General features: G+C 48.5%; 13 protein-coding genes. 8 read left to right on the forward strand and 5 right to left on the reverse strand.

Features of this window, described 5'->3' with window-relative positions; all coding sequences use genetic code 11:
• The first annotated feature begins 321 nt into the window (after positions 1-321).
• From RCH83_RS06525 to RCH83_RS06540, 4 genes are all read left to right on the forward strand, one after another.
• Positions 322-1389, forward strand: a complete 1068-nt coding sequence (locus RCH83_RS06525; protein ID WP_306520237.1) for an efflux RND transporter periplasmic adaptor subunit — start codon at positions 322-324, stop codon at positions 1387-1389.
• Between the two features lie 70 nt (positions 1390-1459).
• Positions 1460-4693: an efflux RND transporter permease subunit gene (locus tag RCH83_RS06530; protein ID WP_306520239.1), complete on the forward strand. Its 3234-nt coding sequence runs from the start codon at positions 1460-1462 to the stop codon at positions 4691-4693.
• Between the two features lie 3 nt (positions 4694-4696).
• A complete protein-coding gene (locus RCH83_RS06535) occupies positions 4697-7762 on the forward strand; it encodes an efflux RND transporter permease subunit (protein ID WP_306520240.1) in 3066 nt (1021 codons plus the stop codon).
• A gap of 368 nt (positions 7763-8130) precedes the next feature.
• Positions 8131-8694 (forward strand): TMEM165/GDT1 family protein, encoded by a 564-nt coding sequence (locus RCH83_RS06540; RefSeq protein ID WP_306520241.1) that lies wholly within the window; start codon positions 8131-8133, stop codon positions 8692-8694.
• 55 nt (positions 8695-8749) lie between these two features.
• Here RCH83_RS06540 and RCH83_RS06545 read toward each other — a convergent pair whose 3' ends face one another.
• The 3 genes from RCH83_RS06545 to RCH83_RS06555 all read right to left on the reverse strand — a co-directional run bounded on the left by RCH83_RS06545 (position 8750) and on the right by RCH83_RS06555 (position 13441).
• Complete coding sequence (locus RCH83_RS06545) at positions 8750-10294, reverse strand: hypothetical protein (protein WP_306520242.1); 1545 nt, start codon at positions 10292-10294, stop codon at positions 8750-8752.
• A gap of 473 nt (positions 10295-10767) precedes the next feature.
• Positions 10768-11496 (reverse strand): outer membrane protein OmpK, encoded by a 729-nt coding sequence (locus RCH83_RS06550; RefSeq protein WP_306520243.1) that lies wholly within the window; start codon positions 11494-11496, stop codon positions 10768-10770.
• 10 nt (positions 11497-11506) lie between these two features.
• A complete protein-coding gene (locus RCH83_RS06555) occupies positions 11507-13441 on the reverse strand; it encodes a methyl-accepting chemotaxis protein (RefSeq protein WP_306520244.1) in 1935 nt (644 codons plus the stop codon).
• Positions 13442-13868: 427 nt separating this feature from the next.
• Here RCH83_RS06555 and RCH83_RS06560 point away from each other — a divergent pair, with 427 nt between their 5' ends.
• The 4 genes from RCH83_RS06560 to RCH83_RS06575 all read left to right on the forward strand — a co-directional run bounded on the left by RCH83_RS06560 (position 13869) and on the right by RCH83_RS06575 (position 18052).
• Entirely contained in the window at positions 13869-16073 is a 2205-nt protein-coding gene (locus tag RCH83_RS06560; protein ID WP_306520292.1) for a YgiQ family radical SAM protein, read from the forward strand.
• A 164-nt stretch (positions 16074-16237) separates the two neighbouring features.
• On the forward strand, positions 16238-16936 hold the full coding sequence (locus tag RCH83_RS06565) for an SDR family oxidoreductase (protein ID WP_306520245.1): 699 nt from the start codon (positions 16238-16240) through the stop codon (positions 16934-16936).
• Between the two features lie 136 nt (positions 16937-17072).
• Positions 17073-17726: a hypothetical protein gene (locus tag RCH83_RS06570; RefSeq protein WP_306520247.1), complete on the forward strand. Its 654-nt coding sequence runs from the start codon at positions 17073-17075 to the stop codon at positions 17724-17726.
• On the forward strand, positions 17714-18052 hold the full coding sequence (locus RCH83_RS06575; RefSeq protein ID WP_306520248.1) for a hypothetical protein: 339 nt from the start codon (positions 17714-17716) through the stop codon (positions 18050-18052). The genes RCH83_RS06570 and RCH83_RS06575 overlap by 13 nt, the downstream gene beginning before the upstream one ends.
• A 91-nt stretch (positions 18053-18143) precedes the next feature.
• Here the strand turns inward: RCH83_RS06575 and ygiD are convergent, their stop codons facing one another.
• Both ygiD and RCH83_RS06585 read right to left on the reverse strand, forming a co-directional pair.
• Positions 18144-18971 (reverse strand): 4,5-DOPA dioxygenase extradiol, encoded by an 828-nt coding sequence (gene ygiD, locus RCH83_RS06580; RefSeq protein ID WP_306520249.1) that lies wholly within the window; start codon positions 18969-18971, stop codon positions 18144-18146.
• Positions 18972-19152: 181 nt separating this feature from the next.
• Complete coding sequence (locus tag RCH83_RS06585; RefSeq protein ID WP_306520252.1) at positions 19153-22296, reverse strand: ligand-binding sensor domain-containing diguanylate cyclase; 3144 nt, start codon at positions 22294-22296, stop codon at positions 19153-19155.
• Positions 22297-22503 lie beyond the last annotated feature (207 nt).

Raw genomic sequence — 22503 nt, forward strand, 5'->3', positions numbered from 1 at the left:
TGTTATTATCAGTTAGTGTGAAGCATGGCCGGAAAGCCTGGTCAGACCTCAAAAGGCGGGCAGTATAAAACGTGGTTATCTTAGAGTACAGGCTCTAAATCGACGCTTAATTGTGTTTAGTCGCAACAAGGGATGAGCTAAATCACTAATAGATAGTGAAATTCGCCAACAGCGTGAAACATCTTGTTGCACTCTAAAATAACAATTGCGGTATATCTTAATGATTTATATATATAATTTATGCAATAGCGACACTGGCACGACAGATGCTATGTGCACAACAGTGAAGTTTAAAACTGCAAATCAGCCAAGGAATTTATCATGCACATGCCATCCAAATTAGCCACCGCCATTTCTGCCTCATTAATTGCTGCAACCCTGTTGCTGAGTGGCTGTGAATCGGCCAGCGGCAGCCCGGATACTGAGAAAAAAGACATTGCAGTCAGTATCCCTGTTGAAACAGCAGCCGTCAGTCGTGGCGCTATCAGCAGCACTTATCGCACTACTTCAACTTTAGAAGCCAAAGCCGATGCTGAAGTGAACAGCAAAGCAACGGGCCTGGTGCAGTCAGTGCTGGTGGAAGAGGGAGACCATGTAGAAGCGGGGCAGGTGCTGGCTACTTTAGACACTGAGCGTCAGCGTATTCAGCTGGCTAAAGGAAAAGCTGAGCTGGGTCAGCTGCGCAGCGAAATGCAACGTATTGAAAAAATGTATGAACGTAAACTGGTCAGTGCCGATGTATATGACAAATTAAAATGGCAGTTAGAATCTATGACTGCAGCTGTCGATATGCAGGAGTTGTCATTACGCGAAACTGAAATCCGCGCCCCTATCTCCGGTGTGATTGCCCGTCGTTATGTCAAAGTAGGCCAGCTTATTACTGAATATTCATCAAAAGCTTTGTTTCATGTGGTGTCACAACAACGGCTGGAAGCTGTGATTAACCTGCCTGAGCATCAGTTACAAAGGGCCAAAGTAGGCCAGACTGCCTACCTGAACTTTGCCGGTATGCCACAACAACAAGCCCAAATAGTGCGGATTTCCCCTGTTGTTGACGCAACTTCTGGTACAGCGCGTGTGACCATTGGTATTGATAACAACGATTTAAGCTTAAAAGCCGGTATGTTTGCCCAGGTTGAGTTGCAATACGATTCTAAAGCCGCTGCGTTATTGGTACCAAAACGTGCCGTGCTGGCGATGGACAACTCAAGTTCAGTATTTGTGGTGAAAGATGGCAAAGTCAGCCGTAAAGTGGTGAAAACCGGTTATGAATCTGATGCCGCTATTGAAGTACTGGAAGGCCTTGCCGAAGGCGACCAGGTGGTGACTGCAGGTCAAGCCAGCCTGAAAGATCAAAGTCTTGTCAATGTGGTGGGTAACCACAGCTAATCCAACATTCCAACTGTCGCGGGCCATCAGGCCCGCGCTGTCTTAAAACTAAAACTACAGGAAGAACACAATGAAACTGGTGGATTTGGCTGTTGCCCGCCCCGTAACCATGTGGATGTTTACGCTTGGCATTATGTTGTTTGGTCTGGTGGCGATGGCGCGACTGGCCGTGAATTTGTTACCGGATTTATCTTATCCCACTTTAACCATCCGCACTGAATATCAGGGCGCAGCGCCTGCTGAAGTCGAGCAGCTGGTCAGTAAACCTATTGAAGAAAGTGTCGGTATTGTCAAAGGCATTCGTAAAGTACAGTCGGTGTCGCGTGCTGGCCGCTCTGATGTGATTATGGAATTTGAGTGGGGCACAGACATGGATCTGGCCGGCCTCGAAGTGCGGGAAAAGCTGGATGTATTGTTGTTACCGCTGGATATCAAGAAACCTCTGTTACTGCGTTTTAACCCTAACTTAGACCCTATAGTCCGTCTGGCGTTAAGCCGCAGTGACGCAAAAGATCAATTAACCGAAGCCCAGCTGGTGGCGCTGCGTACTTTTGCCGATGAAGATTTGCGCCGCAAAATGGAAGCGCTGACCGGTGTTGCCGCTGTGCGGCCGGACGGTGGTTTAACCCAGGAAATTCAAATTCTGATTGATAACGAAAAGCTCAGTCAGCTGAATCTGGATATCAGTGCGGTAAATGCGCGTTTAACCGAGCAAAATCTCAATCAGGCCGGTGGCCGGTTAGAAACAGCAGCTCATGATTATCTGGTACGTACTATCAATCAGTTTGAAAGCCTTGATGAAATGCGCAATTTGTATATTGCCACCGTCAACGGCAGTCATGTGCGACTCAGTGACATTGCCGAAGTGCGGGATGGTTATGTTGACCGTCAGAGTATTACCTACGTTAATGGCAAACCTGCGATTGAAATTTCTATTTATAAAGAAGGTGATGCCAATACGGTTCAGGTTGCCAAAACTGTCATAGCACAGTTGGAAAACCTGCGGAAAAACCTGCCGGCAGGTTACGAACTGACGTTAGTGTATGACCAGTCGGTGTTTATCAGCGACGCCATCGCCGAAGTGAAGTCGTCGGCCTGGCAAGGTGGTTTATTGGCGATGCTGGTGCTGTATCTGTTCCTGCGTAATGCCTGGACCACTTTGGTGATTTCAATTTCGATTCCGCTATCAGTGATTGCCACTTTTAACCTGATGTATGCTCAGGAAATCAGCCTGAACATTATGAGTCTGGGTGGTATTGCGCTCGCTATTGGTATGCTGGTTGATAACGCTATTGTGGTGCTGGAGAATATCGCCCGTTATAAAGATCAGGGCATGTCATCGCTGGAAGCCGCCAAAAAAGGTGCCAGTGAAGTATCTATGGCTATTACCGCCTCCACCCTGACCACTGTAGCAGTATTTTTCCCGCTGGTATTTATCGACGGTATCGCCGGTCAACTTTTTAAAGATCAGGCCTTAACCGTAACTTACGCCTTGCTGGCCTCGCTGTTGGTCGCGCTGACGCTGATCCCGACCATGGCTGCTCATGAGCGTAATTTTTCGCCCGCTGACAGCCGCAACACAGAGACAACAGCAAAGCAAAAACCACAACGTTGGTATCAGTGGGTCATCTGGACTTTGAAGTTACCTTTTAAAGCGATTGGCCTGTTGTTGTCCTGGTTGATCTCGTTGTTGACTTTGTTATGGCGCGGCATAGCCGCTGGGTTTGGCTGGTTGTTTAATCCTTTGCTGAACCTGATGCAACGCTTTTTAAAAATGCTGGAAGCTGGTTATCGCGGTGCTTTAACCGTGGCGCTGCGAGCCAAAACTATGGTGTTGATGATTACACTGGCTGTGACTGCTTTATGTTTTAGTCTGGTACCAAGACTTGGTTTTGATTTAATTCCGGCGATGAGTCAGGGCGAGTTTTATGTCGAAGTGCAGTTACCTGTTGGCAGTGCCATTGAACGCACAGATACGGTGTTGACCAAACTTGCTGCTGTGGTAGCTCAAGAGCCTGCTGTTGAACGTAGTTATGCTCAGGCGGGCACTGGCCAGCAAATGACAGTGGATCCTTCGATAGGTGGCAGTCACTGGGGCAAGTTGAACATCGTATTAAAACCGGGGTCCAGCACAGCGGATGAGCAAAAAGTGATGCAGCTGGTGCGTGATACTGTGGCTGCAATGCCGGATGTGGTTGCCAAAATTGACGCACCTGAACTGTTTAATATGGCAACGCCGATGGAAATTGAATTGGCAGGTCATGAGCTGGCAGCGTTAAAAGAAGGCTCGGCCATGTTGGTAAAACAAATGGAAAGCAACGACCGTTTTACCGATGTCAAATCCAGTCTGCGTGCCGGCCAACCGGAAATTACCCTGCATTTTGATCATCAACGTTTATCTCAGTTGAATATGACCGCTTCTGATGTGGCTAAACGTGTTGCCAACTACGTCGGTGGTGAAGTGGCTGGGCAATACTCCATTCAGGACCGTAAAGTGGATATCCGGGTGCGGTTGGCCGAACAATATCGCAATTCCGAGCAGGAACTGGCGCAGATTATTATTAACCCACAAAGTGAAATGCCATTGCCGTTATCTGCTGTTGCCAAAATAAGCCGGGAAATTGGCCCGAGTGAAATTACCCGTATTGGTCAGCAGCGTGTGGCTGTAGTGAGCGCCAACCTGGCTTATGGTGATGTTGAACAAGGCGCGGTGGCGGTTGAAGTTATGCTGAAACAACTGCAATTGCCTTATGGTGTTACAGCCCGGGTGATGGGACAAAGTGAAGAAATGCAGCGTTCTTTTAATTCTTTGGTCATAGCGCTGACATTGGCGGTGTTTCTGGTCTATCTGGTGATGGCATCGCAGTTTGAAAACCTGCTGCAACCTTTATTAATTCTGTTTACTGTGCCTTTGGCTGGCGCTGGTGCTGTGCTGGGATTATGGCTGACCGACACCCGTATTTCCGTCATCGTGTTTATTGGCTTGATTATGCTGGCCGGTATAGTCGTCAACAACGCCATAGTGCTGATTGACCGTATTAATCAGCTACGGGATGAAGGTATGGCGCTGGATGCGGCTATTGTCGAGGCTGGTGCCACCCGTTTACGTCCGGTGCTGATGACCACTTTAACTACTGTACTTGGTTTAATGCCGATGATGTTTGGTGGTGACGGTGCAGAAATCCGCGCTCCTATGGCCATTACCGTTATTTTTGGTCTGAGTTTATCAACCTTGTTAACCTTGTTGTTTATTCCGGTGTTGTACCGTCTTACAGCGCGTAACAAACTCACGGTTAAGGAGTAACAGATGGAACATAAACCCTTAGCCCTGACGCGCTGGGCACTGAGCAAGCCTGTCACCCTTTGTATGTTGTTTTTATCTTTGTTGGTGTTTGGTTTGTTGGCGAGCCGCATGTTGCCGCTGGAAAAGTTTCCGGGTATTGATATACCGGAAATTTACATCAACGTGCCTTACCCGAATGCCACACCGGCAGAGATAGAAAGGTTGATCACCAGGCCGGTGGAGGAGGCTTTGTCAACTGTCACCGGCATTAAAAAAATGCGTTCGTTTTCTAAAGAAGACAGTGCCGAAATTGGTCTGGAATTTAACTGGGAAGAAAACATCAATACCAAAAGTATTGAAGTGCGTGAACGGCTTGATGGTATTCGCCATTTACTGCCGGCTGACGTAGAGCGGGTGCTGGTATTTCAGTTTAATACCAACGATATGCCTATTTTTCAGCTGCGCATTTCCAGTGAACGTGATTTGTCGATGGCGTACGACTTGCTCGAGCGTCAGGTAAAAAGACCACTGGAGCGGGTGCCTGGTGTGTCCAAAGTTGAGCTTTATGGCGTGGACAAACGTCAGGTTATTATCAGGCTGCAACCCGAGAAATTGCGGGCGCTACAGGTTGACGCCAAAGCTTTGGTCGCCACCTTATCAAAACAAAACTTTGCCATGACGGCAGGTGAAATCAGAAGTGCTGAGTCCAGTATTCTGGTGAAACCTATTGGTGAATTTGGCTCTTTGGAAGAAATTAAACAGCTGCCGATTGGCCGTGGTTTAAAGCTGGGTGATATCGCCGAATTGCAACTTGAATTGCCAAAAAGGGTAGAGGGTCGCAGGCTTGATCAGTCGTACGCTGTAGGTATGAACGTGTTTAAAGAGTCAGGTGCCAACCTGGTTGATGTTTCAGCAGCTGCGCTGGAGGTCGTGAATGCTGCAGGTAAAGATCCGGCATTTAATGGCATTAATATGTTTGTGATGGACGACACCGCCAAAGGGGTAACAGATTCGTTATCTAATCTGTTAGGCTCGGGCGCCATGGGTGCGGCTTTGTCTTTTGGTGTGTTATTCCTGTTTTTACGCCATATTCCGACCACTTTGCTGGTGGTGATGTCTGTGCCTGTGTCTATCGCTATCACCCTTGGCATGATGTATTTCCTTGATTACAGCTTAAATGTGCTCAGTATGATGGGCTTAATGCTGGCTGTGGGGATGCTGGTGGATAACTCAGTGGTTGTGACTGAAAGTATCTTCCGGGAAAGAGCTACAGACAATAATGTGCGTCGTGCCACCGAGCGTGGAGTGTACAGGGTAAGCCTTGCTGTATTGGCTGGTACTGCCACCACCGCCATCGTATTTTTACCAAATATTATCGGCCAAAAAGTGGATGTGACTGTATTCCTTGAACATGTGGCTATCGCCATTACCATCTCGCTGGGCGTTTCTTTGCTGATGGCACTGACGCTGATCCCCTGGTTATCTACCCGCATTACCAGTATTACCAGTTCGGAAAACGCCAAGGCCAGCAAGGCGGATGTTTTTTACGGTAAATGTTTACGCTGGGTGATGCGTAAACCAGCAGCTGCCACGCTGATTGCCATAGGCCTGCTGTTGAGTATTGCTATTCCAATCAGTCAGGTATCCGGCGGCGATGACAACGAAGGTGATTCAAACCGATTATTTTTAAATTACAACATTCAGAGTAATTACGCTTTGGCTGAAGTTGAGCAGGAAGTCAGTAAAATGGAAGCTTATCTTTATGCCAATAAAGAAAAATTCCATATCGACTCAGTGTACAGCTACTACCAGCCGGGTTTTGCCGTATCGACCATTATGTTTGTTGACCCACTGCCTGTGCCTGTCAGTGAGGTAAAAGAGGCGATTCGGAAAGACTGGCCGACATTGGTGCGTGCTAAACCACAATTTGGCTGGGGAGATGCCGGTGGTGGTATGCAGGTACATTTACTTGGTCCTTCCACCGCTAAATTGATGGAACTTTCACAAGAACTGGTGCCTGTGCTCAGTACCATCAAAGGTATTGAAGATGTGCGCTCAGAAGTCAGCGACGGCCAGTCTGAATTACAGGTATTGCTGCAACAAGAACAACTGCAGCGTCATGGTTTGTCAGCTCAGGATGTCGCCAACACTATTAGTCTGGCACTGCGTGGTTCTAATCTGCGCACTTTCCGCACCCTGGATCAGGGCGAAGTGCAGCTCAGAGTGCTGTACGATGAAAAAGTAGGTTTATCCCAGCAGGAGCTGGAAGCTGTACCTGTCAAACTGAAAGACAACAGTGTGGTGCGTTTGTCGCAGGTAGCGACCTTAAAAGTGGAAAAACGTCTGGGTGAAATCCGTCGTTTTAACCGCCAGACCGGTTTGGCTATTGGCATGAATATTAACAAAGAACTGAAAATGGACGATGCCCGCAAAGAGCTGACCCGCGTGATGGATCAGCTGCAACTGCCACCGGGTTACAGCTGGTCTTTTGAAGGTAGTTTCCAGTATCAGGATGAAGCGCAGGGCATTATGCAAACCAATATGCTGCTGGCGGTGGTGATGATTTATCTGGTGATGGCGGCACTGTTTGAATCTTTGTTATTACCAACAGCAGTGATTGGCTCTTTATTGTTCTCTTTTGTAGGTGTGTTCTGGGCCTTTTTATTCACCGGCACCCAAATGGGCATTATGGGTATGATTGGTATGCTGGTACTGATGGGCATAGTGGTGAACAACGGCATAGTGCTGGTTGACCGTATTAATCAGATGCGGGAAGAGCAACCTGATACTGAGCTGGTGCCTTTGATTATCGAAGCTTGTGAAGCAAGGCTGCGGCCCATTCTGATGACAGTATCCACCACAGTGCTGGGTTTGTTACCTCTGGCTTTTGGGGATGCCAATATTGGCGGGGATGGCCCAAGTTATGCGCCTATGGCGGTGGCTATTATCGGCGGTCTGGTGTTTTCAACCTTAACCAGTTTATTGCTGGTGCCACTGACGTACTGGGGGCTGATCCGCCTTGGCGCCAGATGGCAGCGGTTTAGCAGCAGCGCCAGAGCCAGGGTGAACCGCATATTACCGGCCCGCTAAAAATCTGCAGACGACCAACAAAAGAACCACAGGCTTGCCTGTGGTTCTTTTTGCCTGTGACAAAAAGTACCAGGCCCTGATAACAGGTTGCTGTTCGCCATGAGCCCGTGTAGTTGTAATTAAGAAATTTTGCATGTAAGTGATTTTTTGCTTGTGGCAACAATGATGAAATAGCTACAATGCGCGCCTTCCTGCTTGGGGGAGTAATCTGTTGCCAGAGATGGCGGCGTTGTTGTCAACACACTTGTGCCGCATGCACATGGCAACAACAACCGGTTGAACCGGTTTGATGAGACCTGAGACAGTACTGTGGCCCATAGCGGGAGCTGCGGTTCTGTCTTATGTCATTATCCCGCTGAGTACTATTGATGGATGCCTTGTTTTATTCTTTTACCGGTGTTGCTATTGCAGAGATCGGTGACAAAACCCAGCTGTTGTCGTTATTTCTTGCAGCCCGTTTTCGCTCACGTCTTGCTATTGTTGCCGGTATTCTGGTGGCTACTTTATTAAATCACGCCGCTTCAGCCTGGTTTGGCGCCTGGGTTGCAAACTTTATCCCACAAGGCTGGCATTCATGGTTGTTAGGTGGCTCTTTTATTGTGGTGGCTTTGTGGTTGCTTATTCCGGATAAAGACGACAGCGAAGAAAACGCCATGTTGAAATATGGTGCTTTTACCGCCAGTTGCGTGTTGTTTTTTCTTGCCGAAATTGGTGATAAAACCCAGATTGCTACTGTGCTGTTAGCGGCTAATTACCCAATGCAAACCTGGCTGGTGATAGTAGGCACTACCTTGGGTATGCTGGCAGCCAATGTGCCTGTGGTGTATGCCGGTCGTTATCTGATGGAAAGACTGCCGTTAAACCTGGCCCGCCGTGCCGCTTGTGCGGTGTTTTTTCTGCTTGGTGTGATCACTATACTCAGTGGTGTCTGAACATAAAAAAACAGCAGCCAAAGGCTGCTGTTTTCTGCCGTGATGTCTGCCGGTTTCAACTGCCGGCAGCTTCGAGCTGTTTTAACCTTGCTTGTGCTTGCTCCCAGTTGCGCGTTAACCGCTCAATTGTGGCGGTGGAGTTGGTTTTCACAAAAGACACCTGCTCCAGCAATTGTTGATTTTGCTCTGCCATCTGTTTGCGCTCTGCTTGTGCCTGTGCTGTTTGCTCACGCAGTTGCAGCATTTCTTCACGCAATTGTTTGATGGTTTCGCGTTGACTGCTCTGATGTTCAGCAGTGCTGGCGTTTTGTTCTTTTAATAAACTGTTGACGTCACGCAGTTGTTGCAGATTTTGTTCTAATTCCGGTAAATACTGGTTCAGCCGGGCGGCTTCTGTTTGTGCTTGTGTCAGCTGAAATTGCAAATCGTCCAGTTGATGTTGCTGGGCACTGGCGGCGGCAACGGCCTGATCCCGCTCTTGTCTCAGTGGCGCCACTTTTTGTTCGATATCTTGTTCAGCTGCGCTTAGTTGTTCGTTCAGCTGTTGCAACCTGCTGCATTCAGCTTGCAGTTGTGTCAGTTGTTGTTGTAATTCCTGCTGACCCGACAACGCCTGTTGTTGTGTGCTGGTTGAGCTGTTTAGTTGTTGTGCCAGCTGTTGTTGTTGGTTCTGGCTTTCTGCAAAAGCAGCAGTCAGCTGCTGTTTTTCCTGTTGTGCTTGTTGTAAGTCTTGTTGTAGTTGTTCCAACTGCTGCTGTTGCGTCTGACACTGAGTGTGCAGTTGCTGTTGTTGCTGCTGTTGTTCAAGCAGCTGTTGCTGCACTGTCTGTTGCTGCTCCTGCTGTTGTTGCAGCTGTTGTTGTAATGCCGACAACTGCTGCTCGGCCTGACGCAATTCCTGAGTGGCGCTGATCTGTGCCTGGTTTTTGCTGTCAAGTTGTTGTGCCAGCAAAGTGTTTTGTTCAGAAAGCTGTGCCAGCTGAGTGCTGAGATTGGCCTGATGTTGCAGTTGCAACAATTGAGCGTCTTCAAGAAGTTGGCGTTTATGTTCAGTGTCGGCCAGCTGTTGTTGGTTCTGCTGCAGTTCCTGTTGCAGCAGCGGCATTTGTTGTTGCAGTGGCTCCAGCAGATATTGTTGTTCCGTCAGCTGGCTTTTTAGTGACAGCAGCAGTTCCTGCAGTTGGTTTGTTTCGGCGTGAGATTCGTCAAGCTGTTGCTGCAAGCGGATTTGTTGTTGCTCCAGCGTGGCAGCATGGCTGCTGTGCCGGGTTTCACGTTGCTGGGCGGCGTAAAGCTCTTCCGTCAGCTGATGTTGCTGTTGTTGCAACTGATGATAACTGTCCTGCAAAGTTTGCAGTTCATGTTGCAATTGCTGATTTAAACTTTGGGCAAAACGACTGGCCTGTTGTTTAAAAGCCGCAACAAACTCGGCATCAAAGGTAAAATCCGGATCAATCTGTTGCTGTTGCCATTTTAAAAAGTGAGGTTCAAGCTGGCGGGCTGCTTTTCCAGTGTAATTTGCCAGAGCACTGAGTGATATTTGTTGTCCGTTACTTTGCCACTCATCACACAATTCTTTTATTTGCAAATATTCACTCATAAACACAAACTCCGGCGCCAGCCTTACATCAGCAGGCCGCTTTTGGTCATTGTCAAAGTTAAAAAAATCAGGGGATCATCAAGCCGCGGTATTAGTTTGCAGCAGTGTCGCAAGCAAAAATTACGCTGCAACACAAGCACATAGTATTGAATTGTAACTTTTTGTTTATCTTTTGGCTACCGCTTAAATACATCCGCCCCGTAATTCGCCACTGAGTTTTATCAGAAAAATCAGCATTCTGCACCTTATATCAGGCAAAGTTTTGTTGTGGTAAAAATCTGTGGCTGCAGGGGGTTACAAGATGCTTTGCCTTTTTGTTTACTGCAGTTACATAACTTTGTTTATCACACTGAACGATCAGTGCTTTGATTTCTGCCTGATATGCGCTTGCCATCAAGCTGATGTTGTATTTGTGACATAAAAAACGCCGCAAAAGCGGCGTCCTGATCAGGTAATTGTTGTGAACCTGAATGCTAAAAATGCCATTTTACCAACAGGTTCAGGTTTGATTCGTCAGTACGAAAGCCCGGACTGTCTTTGATGCCATATTTGTTAAGCCAGTAGGCATATTCAACTCCCAGATAAAGCCGGCTTTTGATGCCCAGCAGAGGATGCAAAGCCCATTTCAGCTGTGAGGTAAAATTCATATGGGCGGCCTGATCTGAACTGGCACTTGCCCAGTCGATAAAACCGTCGTACAAAAATTCCTGTCCCAACATTTCAAAGGGCAGGCCCCAGACAAAAGTGGCCTGCCAGCTGTCATCAACATTTTCATTCTGGCGGCGGTATAAATTCAGCTGACTGTGTTTAAACAGCGGGAATGCAAAATCGACCCCAACCCCATATAAATAATTGGTTTGCAAAGTCGACATTTCAATTTGGGTAGCAACTAACACATCTTTGATAACACCAAACGCCATAGTGTTACCAGAAAGTTTGCCGAGGCTAAAACGGGGTGCCCATTCGCCATAATTGCCACGAGCGCCATTGTCGCTTCTGGAGTGGTCGAGAAACATAAAGCTGTCACCCCAACTGGTGCCGGCCACATGTTCCAGCGTATAGACCTGCAGCTCAGGGTAACCGACTCTGTAGTTTTGCCCTTTTAAATAACTGACACTTAAATCCTGCCATAAAATGTCGGCAGTGGCAGCACCACAGGCCAATAACGTAGCCGGCACTAAAGCCCATGTTGATAACTTCATATTGTGCTCCTTAAACTTTAAATTGGTTCACCAGAGTACGCAGCTGCTCAGCCCTTTGTGTCAGGCTGTCAATGGCAATAATTTGCTGCTGGGCATTGTGGTGAATATCTGCGGCACTGCCGGCAATCAGATGGGCCGATTCATTAATATGCTCCACCACACTGCCTTGTTCTTCGGTTGCGGCAGCGACCTGATGGTTGCCACCGCTGATTTCAGAAAACTTTTGCTGGATTTGGTTTAAAGACTGCACCGACAGCTGGGTATGTTCTGTCACCTGTTCGCTGCTTTGCATGCCTTGTTTAATGGCTTGTAGCGACTGATTGGAGGTTTGTTGTAACTGCGCTATCTGGTCGCGGATTTGTAAAGTTGAATCCTGAGTTCTTTTGGCCAGGTTTCGCACTTCATCGGCAACCACGGCAAAACCACGGCCCTGTTCACCGGCGCGTGCCGCTTCAATAGCGGCGTTCAGTGCCAGCAAGTTGGTTTGTTCTGAGATAGCGTTGATCACTTCCACCACTGAATTAATGTCAGAAGCCTGCCTTGCAAAATCGTTAATAGTGCCATCAACCATCAACATCACTTTATTCAGTTCACCCATGGTGTCTGCGGTTTTGGCCATATATGCACTGGTGGTCACAGTTTCCTGTACCGCTGATTCGGTATCTGACGCTGTGCGATGGGCGATGCCTGAAACTTCCACAATGGTTTGGCCCATTTCGGTAATAGCTGTTGCCACCTGATCGGTCTGGGCTCTTTGGGCTTCAGTGGCGCTAAAGGTGTTTCGTACTAAAGTAGCCAGCTGCTCAATATCGGTTTTAATAGCAACTTCTGCCGCTTTAATTTCCCCAACCAACTGACCCACTTTGGCAATAATACCGTTAAAACCTTTGGCTAAATGACCCAATTCGTTATTTGCGCTGTCATCGAGCCTTTTACTCAGGTCTCCACCATTGCCGGACATCGCCAATAAATCATCACCAACACGGCGGATGTTTTTACTCAGCGCATTACCAAATACCACGGTCAAAGCAATAAAAATGGCGGCAATCACCAGACTGACGCCAACAGCAATAGCAGTGACTTCGTCTATGGCGGCAGTTACCTGCACTGTTGGCATCAGCGCCACTGCAGTTAAGCCTGTATCCCGTACATCCTGAATACCGTAATAGATAGGCTCACCGGCAACTTCAAGATTGCCAAAACGAAAACCGGTATTGCCGTTATTGGTCAGTGGAGCAAAAACACTGTAGTTACCGGCTTCTTTGATATTTTTGCCAATCAGGCTTTTGTCTTTGTGTGCGACCACCAAACCTTTGTTGTTGACTAAAAACAGATAACCCTGCTCACCGAGTTTAAAACTGCTGACTAAATCCGATATTTTTGAAATATCGTAACCAAGTCCGGCCACACCAGAGCGATTGCCATCCACATTCACCACCACATTCACAAACAAGGTCAGGGCGCCGGTTTTTTCATTGGGATCTATTGCCAGTTCACGTTTGGCAGTGCTTGCTAAAAAGTTAAAAAACCAGCTGTCGCGGGGTTCTGTTGTGGATACTGTTTTAAATACACCATCCTGAGTGTAATAAGTTTTACTGGTATCAGACACCCAAAACATGGTGGATGCGCCGGAGTTTTGTTGTAACTGCTTAAAATAATTCAGCACCTGCGGATGGTTGTTTGCTGTTGTTTCGCCACTTCGCATCCAGTCATGCAACAAAGCGTTGTCGGCCAAAGCTTCGGATAGCAGGATAGGGCGCATAATTTCGCCTCTGATCTGTTCGCTGATGCGCCCCACACTATTGGGTAAATATTCATGTTCAGTCTGACTGTAATAAAGGCTGGAGAATTGACTGGTATTGATCCAGGCGGTGACTAAAGTGATCAGCAGTAAAGAGACAAACATAAAACCGATAAAAATGGTTTTTATGGTGTACTTATTCATTGGGAAACTCCGGTTGTCGTTTTATCGGGTTTTGCCCCGGGCTTTTATTAACCTCAAAGCAGCAACTTGCTCAGAACCCGACAGTAGTTTGTTACCATTTTGAGTGTAACTTGTTGAAATGACGCTTGGTTTTCCCTAACGAGCGATTCCTTCTTGAGTCTATGTTGTATTGTGAAAATAACAAGGTGATGCTCACTGATCGGAGATCCTGATTTTTATTCAATGTCTTGCAGTTGCTGTGCAGCTTCAGGCCAAAGCAGCAGTAACAGCGCTGCCTGAGTGTGCCTTTGAAAGGTTAGTATTTAAGTGAATACTTGAGTATAATGCTCGGCTATTTTTGCCACCTTGTGCCGGCAATCACCCTTAGAGTACCCAAGTTATGTCGACAACAGCTCCAGCCTCGCGTAAATCAGCCCCGGTCGCCCGTATGGCGGCAGAACGTGGTTTATTCTCATACCCAAAATATTGGGCAGAGTCTTTTGGTCCGGCGCCGTTTTTACCTATGTCACGCCAGGAAATGAAAAAACTGGGCTGGGACAGCTGCGACATTATTCTGGTGGTGGGTGACGCTTATGTTGACCACCCCAGTTTTGGCATGGCGGTGGTGGGCCGTATGCTGGAAAGTCAGGGTTTTAGGGTCGGCATCATTGCCCAGCCAGACTGGAACAGCAAAGACGCTTTTATGGCTTTGGGTAAACCCAATCTGTTTTTTGGGGTATCGGCCGGCAATATGGATTCGATGATCAACCGTTATACCGCCGACAAAAAACTGCGCCATGACGATGCTTATACGCCGGGTGATGAAGGCGGCAAGCGGCCAGACCGTGCTGTGATTGTGTATTCGCAGCGTTGTAAAGAAGCTTATAAAGATGTGCCTGTGGTGATAGGCGGTATTGAAGCCAGTTTACGCCGTATTGCCCATTACGATTATTGGCAGGAAAAAGTCCGCCGTTCTATTTTGTTTGATGCCAAAGCTGAAATTCTGATTTACGGCAACGCCGAGCGGCCTTTGGTAGAAGTGGCACACAGGTTAGCCGCCGGTGAAACTTTTGATACGATGAAAGATATCCGCGGCACCGCTGTTATTTTAAAAGATGCGCTGCCAGGCTGGCGCGGTGTCGACTCTACCGCTATTGATAAAGTCGGCAAAATTGACCCTATTCCTAACCCTTATGGCGCCGACGATGTGGGCTGCAGCTCTTATTCCGAGTTTGCCAAAGAAGGTATCGATTTAACCAAACCACAAATTGTTGAAGCCAAAGCTGTAATGGTGCAACCGGCCAAACCTAAGCCCTGGGAGCAAACTTACGTCAAGCTGCCGGCTTTTGAACAGGTGAGCGTCAATAAACCTTTGTATGCCCACGCTTCGCGTATTTTGCACCAGGAAACCAACCCGGGTTGTGCCCGTGCTATTTTGCAGCGCCATGGCGATAGGCATATCTGGGTGAATCCGCCGGCATTTCCTTTAACGACTGAAGAAATGGATGGGGTGTTTGGTTTGCCTTATCAGCGGGTGCCGCACCCTGTGTATGGCAAAGCCAAAATTCCGGCTTATGAGATGATCAAAACGTCGGTCAATATTATGCGTGGCTGTTTTGGGGGCTGTTCATTCTGCTCTATTACCGAACATGAAGGCCGGATCATTCAAAGCCGCTCGCAGGAATCTATCCTGAAAGAAATTGAACAAATCCGCGATAAAGTGCCTGGTTTTACCGGCGTGATTTCTGATTTGGGCGGCCCAACCGCCAATATGTACAAACTGCGGTGTAAAAACCCCAAAGCCGAACAAACCTGTCGCCGGCCATCCTGTGTTTATCCAACCATTTGTGAACATATGGACACAGATCAAAGCCCTACCGTCGATTTATACCGGGCAGCGCGCAAAATTACCGGCATTAAAAAAGTGCTGGTGGCCTCAGGTGTGCGTTATGACTTAGCAGTGGAAGATCCAAATTATGTACGCGAGCTGGTGCAGCACCATGTCGGTGGTTATTTAAAAATCGCTCCTGAACATACCGAAAGCGGGCCATTGTCGAAGATGATGAAACCTGGCATGGGTGCTTATGACAAATTTAAAGCCATGTTCGACAAATACAGTAAAGAAGCCGGTAAAGAGCAGTATTTAATTCCGTATTTTATTTCAGCGCACCCTGGCACTACAGATCTAGATATGGTGAATCTGGCGTTGTGGCTGAAAGAGCGCGATTTCCGCCTGGATCAGGTGCAAAACTTCTATCCAAGCCCGATGGCCAATGCCACAACTATTTACCACACTGAGCTGAATTCGCTGAAAAACCTCAAAGGCAACAGTGAAAAAGTGCCGGTGGCTAAAGGCGAACGTCAGCGGCGTTTACATAAAGCCTTGTTGCGTTATCACGACCCGAAAGGCTGGCCGATGATCCGTGAAGCTTTGCGCAATATGGGGCTTTCGAAACTGATTGGCAAAGGCAAAACTTGTTTAGTGCCGGAAGAAAGCCGCGACGAGCTGAAATTTAAGCCAAAAGGCGCTGGCCAGGTGGCTGTGACTAAACACACGGGCGTCAATCCGGTCAAAGCTGCTTTGATTAAAAAGCAACAACAAACCGGTAAATCATCAGGTCACGCAGCTTTTAAAAAGAATAAAGGTTCGTAGCTCCAGACAGACATTGGCATTGATACAACAAAGCCGGCACATTAAGCGCCGGCTTTTTTGTTTGTGTTGATTTGTGCTGGCCTTGGTGTTGCAGTGCCAGCGCTTGCCCAAATTGGTGAAAGCCGGTTAGTCTGGTTTATCCCAATCAAAGGAGCTGCGGCGCTATGCAAAATCAGCAAAATCAGCAAAGTAAGCAAACGATGCAACATCTGGTGATCACTGGTGGTAATAAAGGTATTGGTCTGGCGTTAGTGCAACATTATCTGGCGCAAGGGCATCAAGTCAGTGTGATTTGCCGCCATTCGTCGCCAGAGCTCGCTGCGCTGAATGTGCGGGTGTATTGCGGCGTTGATTTAGCCGATCCATTGCAGGTGCAGGCGGTGGCCGCTGAATTTAGCGAAGCTTCAGTCGATGTGCTGATTAATAATGCCGGCATTTTTAGTCAGGAAACTTTAACTGATTTTGCCGTTGCCCGTATTCAGGCGCAGTTTCAGGTGAATGCACTGGCGCCTTTGTTATTGTCACAGGCCATGCTGCCTTGTTTTAAAGCAGGCAGTAAAATTGCCATGATCACCAGCCGCATGGGCTCTATCAGCGACAATGGCTCTGGTGCTTATTATGGTTATCGTATGGCCAAAGCGGCGCTGAATGCAGGTTCTGTGTCACTTGCCAAAGATTTAAAACCCAAACAAATTGCAGTGGGGATTTATCATCCTGGTTTTGTGCAAACCCAGATGGTGGGTTTTGCCGGAGATATTTCGCCAACCGAAGCGGCAACAAGGCTGGCAGAGCGGATCAGCGAACTGGGTTTACATAACTCCGGTGTGTTTTATCACAGCAATGGCACTGAGTTGCCCTGGTAACTAAGCTGGTCACATTAAAGCAGAGCATTGCGCCGCAGATCACAGCACAGCAGGTCCAGCGCTTGGGGCACAACAACTGCTGTGGTAGCATAACGGCCCTTTTGGTGTTGAACAGACAAAATAATTGATGTGGTTCGTGAAAATCAAATCTGCTTTATTACCGCTGTGGCGGGCAAAATTCACTCAGCCGGTACTTGCCACCCTTACAGGTGTGTTGTTGTATCTGTGGTTGCCGCTGTTTAAAGCGCCGGACTGGCTGGTGCAACTCAATAGCTTGAGTCGCGATGAGCAGCAGGAGCAGCTGAAAAACCTGAACAGCTTTTACAAAAAATATGGTGAAGCGGCCTTGCCAGCGCTTCATGCCCAGCTGGAGTTAGATAAGCTGCGCCGTTTTGAGCAACAACTGATTGACGACAATAAAAATTTTGACGATCAGGACAGAGACGAACTCTGGGCTGATGCCACTGAATTTATGATTGCCCACCTGACACAAAATGTCGCCAATAACCAATTGAGACTGCTCGACAGTGAATGCCGTAATAATTTATGCCGTATGGTGCTGGAAGCGCCTCAAGGTTTAACACCTGAATACAGAGCGCTGGTGCTGAAACTGGCGGGCAGTTTAAAAACCGGCGATCTGGAATTTCAGCAGTTAACCGAAGGCAACAAACGTATCACGCTGGAACTTAAATCTGATAAGCGACTGAAATACGGCTATTTTGCGGCTAAGAAGTTAAACCCGCCCGAAAAGGCACAATGGCAGGCAGAGATCAAAACATGGTTACAATAAATAAAACGGCGGTGCAGCCTTATCTGCAAAAAGCCATGCTGTTAGGGCGCCATTCGCTGGTTTTGGGGCTGGCAGTTGCCAAACAATTTGTGGCCTGGCTGAAAACACCAGCTGTGCAGCGGACGGCGTTTCGCAATATTGCCTTAATGATTGCCGGTTATCTGCTGATGTTATGCCTGTTTTTCCTGTATAGCCTGAGCCTGAACACGCCTGACACGCTGCCTGAGCCCATGGCACAACAACTTCAGCAGCAGGATGTCAGTCTTGATGCGCTGAATGAAGCTGTGACCCGACTTGAGAAAAAAAAGGCTTTAGCCAAACTCTGATCCTGTCTTTGCTGTTGCCAATATTATTGGCAGCAGCGCATCAACAGTCAGGCGCTAACGACTTGTCGCTCAAAGCCCTGCGCTAAAAAAGCTAAGCACCATAACGCAACGACAACATACTTAAACTGCCATACACCAGCTCGTCATTAAAAAACTGCAATGGTTCTTCTGCCGAGCTTGCGCCCAGTACATACAGCAAGGGCAAATAATGATCAGGGTGAGGTACGGCCAGCAAAGCGTCTTTACTTAGCCTCCGATAATCACAAAGCGCGGCAAAATCCCGCTGCGCTATGGCTGTTTTGACTTTGCTTACAAAGTCAGTGGCCCAGGCCGGTTGTTGCTGATTACTCCAGTCCAGCAAGCGCAAGTTGTGCACTATATTGCCAGAGCCGATGATCAGCACCCCTTGCTGACGCAGCGCTTTAAGCTTTTGCCCAAGTGCCAGATGCCAGTCCGGACTCTCACGGCTATCAAGCGACAACTGCAACAACGGAATATCAGCATCAGCAACGGCATGAACCAATACCGACCAGGCGCCGTGGTCGAAACCCCAATTGTGGTCAAGCTGCACTACAAGCGGTGCCAACATGGCCTGAATATGTGCTGCCAGTTCAGGTGCTCCTGGCGCCGGATAATTCACCGCAAAAAGTTCCGGCGGGAAACCGGAAAAGTCATGCAGTGTTGGCGGTTTGGTCTGGGCGGTAATTTTTACGCCTTCGCCATACCAATGGGCGGAGATCAGCAAAATCGCTTTGGGTTTTCTGACGCCAGTTAAATCTGCCAGTTGTTGCTGCCAGTGCTGCGTAAACTGATTTTGTGCCAGCGCATTCATCGGGCTGCCGTGCCCCAGAAAAATCACCGGCTGAGGTTGTGGCGCAGATTGTTGCTGCAAAGAAGGAGGCGTCAAAGGCTGAAGCATAAATGGCTCTGCTGAAGTGTTAGGACAATCAGTGTATAAACAAAATAACTGACTGAATATTGTCAAATTCAACTCAAATTATCTGATTTAATCGAATGGTTTGTATCTTCAGCTGAGGATTTGCTCAGAAGTGTTTTGGCAAGCCGGTGCCGCTTCGGCAGGGGGCTGTTGCAGCTGTGTGTCAGGCTTGGTCTGGTGGCAAATCCTGATACAACACCACCTGATCCCGGCCATTCTTTTTGCCGTAATACAAGGCCTTATCGGCTTTTTGTTGCCAATATGACAGTTCATTATGTGGGCTGTTCATTTCAACCACACCAAAGGTGGCGGTCACACTCAGTTGTTGTTGCTGATATTGAATTTGCAATTGTTTCAGGGCCAGCCGCAAGGTTTCGCAGATGATCTGAGCGCCGGTTACAGCAGTGTCCGGCAGCAGCAAAATAAACTCTTCTCCACCAAAACGCGCCAGTACATCCTGTTGCCTTAATCTGCGTTGCAAATTGTCGGCCAGCTGGCGCAATACCAAATCGCCGGCATCATGGCCAAAGTTGTCGTTAATTTGCTTAAAAAAATCGATATCTATCAGCACCAGACAAAGCGGGGAAGCTGCGCGCTGACAATGGTGTAATACCGTCTGATATTGTTCACTAAAAGCCAGCCGGTTGGGTAAGCGGGTCAGGTAATCTGTTCTGGCCTGGCTCGCCAGTTGTTTATTGGCGCTGGCTAAATCTGCGGTGCGTTTGGCCACCAGCTGATTCAGCTTATGGGCTTTGCGGCTCAAATGCTCCAGCCGCAATCTGATGATTGCTGCGCTTAGCACCAGCAGCGTCAGACCACACAACAACCACAGCAGTTTGTATTGCCACCAGTGCCGCGCGACTTCAAATTGGATCCGCAGTGGGGTTGTACTTTGCCTGCTGCCTGTGACCTCAACTTCGAGCTGATAATGCCCGGCATCAAGGTTATTAAAACTGATACTTTGCTGGTGGCCATTGTGTTGCCATTGTTCATCAAGCCCAAGTAAACGATAACGATATTGGTGACGGTTATGCTGATAATCGAGCAGGCTGAACTGAAACTGCAACACTCTGCTGCCTGCAGGCACCCGCAATGGCCTCATCTCGTCGCCCGGCACCCGCCACAAGGTTTGCCGGTCTATTTGCAGCCTGGTCAGCGCCAGCGGTGCTGTATTGCGCAGCTCTGCCAGCTGGCGTGGTAAAAAGGTTAATACACCTTGCCCGCTGCCAAGGTAAAAACGGCCATTGGCATCCGGATTCAGTGCCCTTTGTTCCAATAACAAAGGGGCAATACCATCTAAATCGGTATAACTGCGGATTTGCATGCTGCTGCGGTCAAGCTCGGCCAGACCACGCCGGGTGACCAGCCACAATGCCGGTGCTGCCTGCATTTTGGGTTGTTTTTTTGCTGATGTTGCAGCTTCGGTTGTGATGGCAGGGGAGCCGGCAATGGCTATCACCCGCGGATCGGGTAAACCGCTGCTGCTGCTAAATTGCTGCAGCTGATTGTTGGTTAAATCAAGTTTCAGCAGCCCGACATCACTGCATAACCAGACTTCGTTGGCATTATCAGACCAGGCGCAAGGCAAGAATAATGACGGCAACTGCGGTACCGAGCTTGTGGCTGTGGAAAAGTGCCTGATGCTGTCATCATCGGTATCCAGCTGATACAAACCGCTGTTACTGCTGACCAGCCACAGCACCTGGTCCACAGCGATGATCTGCAACACTGAATTGCCAATACCTGTGGCTATCGGATACAGCACAGCGGCTTTGTCGGGTTGTTCCGGCGACCAGCGTAATAAACCTTGCTCCCATAACGCCAGATTCAGCATGCCGTCGGGACTAAAGTTCAGTGCCATAATACTTTGTTGTTTCAGCGCGGGATGGCTGGCAAAAGGGGCATCTTCAGCAACAAAGCCCTGACGCCCCTCCAGACGGAATAAACCTCTGTCTGTGGCGGCATAAAGTTGGCCGCTGTTGTCAGTAGCCAAACCCTGCACCAGTTTGACCAGAGCCTTCTCTGGAAAACGGTGTTGTTGCCATTGTTGTTGTTCGGTGTGATAACTCAGCACCATATTTTCCAGCCCAAGCCATAAAATGCCCTGATGGTACAACTGACTGGCAATACGGTGCAGGCCGGGTTCAAACCAGTTTTTGCCCTGATGATCGGTCAGCAGACTAAACTGTGGCGCAGCCAGCTGCAGTTTGAATACGCCTCTGTTGCGACTGGCTATCCACAACAAACCATTGTGATCCTGCATCATGTCGCGTACATCCAGCGCGTCCATCAATTTATGCAGTTGCTGGCGATAACTAAAAGGCGCCTGCAGCTGATACAAACCATTGCCGCTGCCAATTAATAGCGAACCGTCGCGCAGCTGAATTAATTTATGAATGCGGGCCAGTGCCAGCTGAGGAGCATGCAAAGGCCTTATTTGTTGTTTTTTCAGATCAAGAAAATACAAAGCTTCGCTGGTGGCAAACCAGACAGCATCTTTTACCGGCAATACTGTTCTGACTTCCAGATTGCGCTGGTTTTGCGCAAAAGGCGGCATTGCAGCTGCCGACCATGTTCTGAGACGGGTTAAATCGTCGCTGAGCTGAAATAACCCCCGCGAGGTGGCGAACCATAACGAGTTATCCAGCGACTGGCTGATTTGCCAGAACCGCGTGGCCGCCAGTTGTTGTTGCATATGCGCGTTCAGCTGTTGTGGCCTGTCATTGGCATCCAGATAATACAGGCTGGCTGTGCTGCCAACCCAGAGTCTGTGCTGGCGGTCAGAAAATAACGCCTGCACCTGCATCACATCGCCTGTTGGTGGTAACAATGGGGGGCTGACTGTTGAAAAATGTGTGTTGCCAGGCAAAGTTACCGGGGCTGGCCAGCGGCTAAAATGCTGACGGTCAGCCGACCACATGCCAAGTCCATGGCCCCAGCTGCCAACCCAGATCCGGTTATGCCGGTCGACCTGAACTGCACTGACACTCTGTTGTTGCCAGCTTGTCTGTTGTCTGGCAAAGGCAAAAGAATGCAGTTGATAACCATCAAAACGTTGTAATCCGTCCAGCTGATTGGCCATCCAGATAAAACCCTGTTGATCTGAAGTAATGCCATAACTGGTGACAGGCGCATTGACAAAATCATCGGCCAGGGAGTGATAACGCAGTTGCGGGTGGTCGGCAGACAAGGGCGCGGAAAAACATAACAGCAGTGCAAAACTCAGCAACAAGGTTGTGCTGTATAAGCAATACAGCCCCGGCACCCTGAATGGTTTCGATAATAACAAAGGATAAAACTGAATCATTATCAGACGTTTATTCCGCGACACCATGACTGAAGTATGTCAGCGATCTGTCAGCAACACCTAGTTATCTGCCAAGTATTTTTTTGGCCTATGGCAGGCGCCAAATGCAGCAGACGAATATGACAGAGGGCGACGCAGCGGATACCGCCGGGCATGTTGCAGATGACACCTTGTGGTGTTTTTGCTGACTGTTTGGGCTGGTGCAAT

Origin of the sequence: Rheinheimera sp., from assembly GCF_030824435.1 — a bacterium.
GTDB lineage: Bacteria > Pseudomonadota > Gammaproteobacteria > Enterobacterales > Alteromonadaceae > Pararheinheimera.

Bases quoted from the DNA above. Each gene is read 5' to 3' on its own strand.
- RCH83_RS06525 (WP_306520237.1), top strand. From the start codon at position 322: ATGCACATGCCATCCAAATTAGCCACCGCCATTTCTGCCTCATTAATT.
- RCH83_RS06530 (WP_306520239.1), top strand. From the start codon at position 1,460: ATGAAACTGGTGGATTTGGCTGTTGCCCGCCCCGTAACCATGTGGATG.
- RCH83_RS06535 (WP_306520240.1), top strand. From the start codon at position 4,697: ATGGAACATAAACCCTTAGCCCTGACGCGCTGGGCACTGAGCAAGCCT.
- RCH83_RS06540 (WP_306520241.1), top strand. From the start codon at position 8,131: ATGGATGCCTTGTTTTATTCTTTTACCGGTGTTGCTATTGCAGAGATC.
- RCH83_RS06545 (WP_306520242.1), bottom strand. From the start codon at position 10,294: ATGAGTGAATATTTGCAAATAAAAGAATTGTGTGATGAGTGGCAAAGT.
- RCH83_RS06550 (WP_306520243.1), bottom strand. From the start codon at position 11,496: ATGAAGTTATCAACATGGGCTTTAGTGCCGGCTACGTTATTGGCCTGT.
- RCH83_RS06555 (WP_306520244.1), bottom strand. From the start codon at position 13,441: ATGAATAAGTACACCATAAAAACCATTTTTATCGGTTTTATGTTTGTC.
- RCH83_RS06560 (WP_306520292.1), top strand. From the start codon at position 13,869: ATGGCGGCAGAACGTGGTTTATTCTCATACCCAAAATATTGGGCAGAG.
- RCH83_RS06565 (WP_306520245.1), top strand. From the start codon at position 16,238: ATGCAAAATCAGCAAAATCAGCAAAGTAAGCAAACGATGCAACATCTG.
- RCH83_RS06575 (WP_306520248.1), top strand. From the start codon at position 17,714: ATGGTTACAATAAATAAAACGGCGGTGCAGCCTTATCTGCAAAAAGCC.
- ygiD (WP_306520249.1), bottom strand. From the start codon at position 18,971: ATGCTTCAGCCTTTGACGCCTCCTTCTTTGCAGCAACAATCTGCGCCA.
- RCH83_RS06585 (WP_306520252.1), bottom strand. From the start codon at position 22,296: ATGATTCAGTTTTATCCTTTGTTATTATCGAAACCATTCAGGGTGCCG.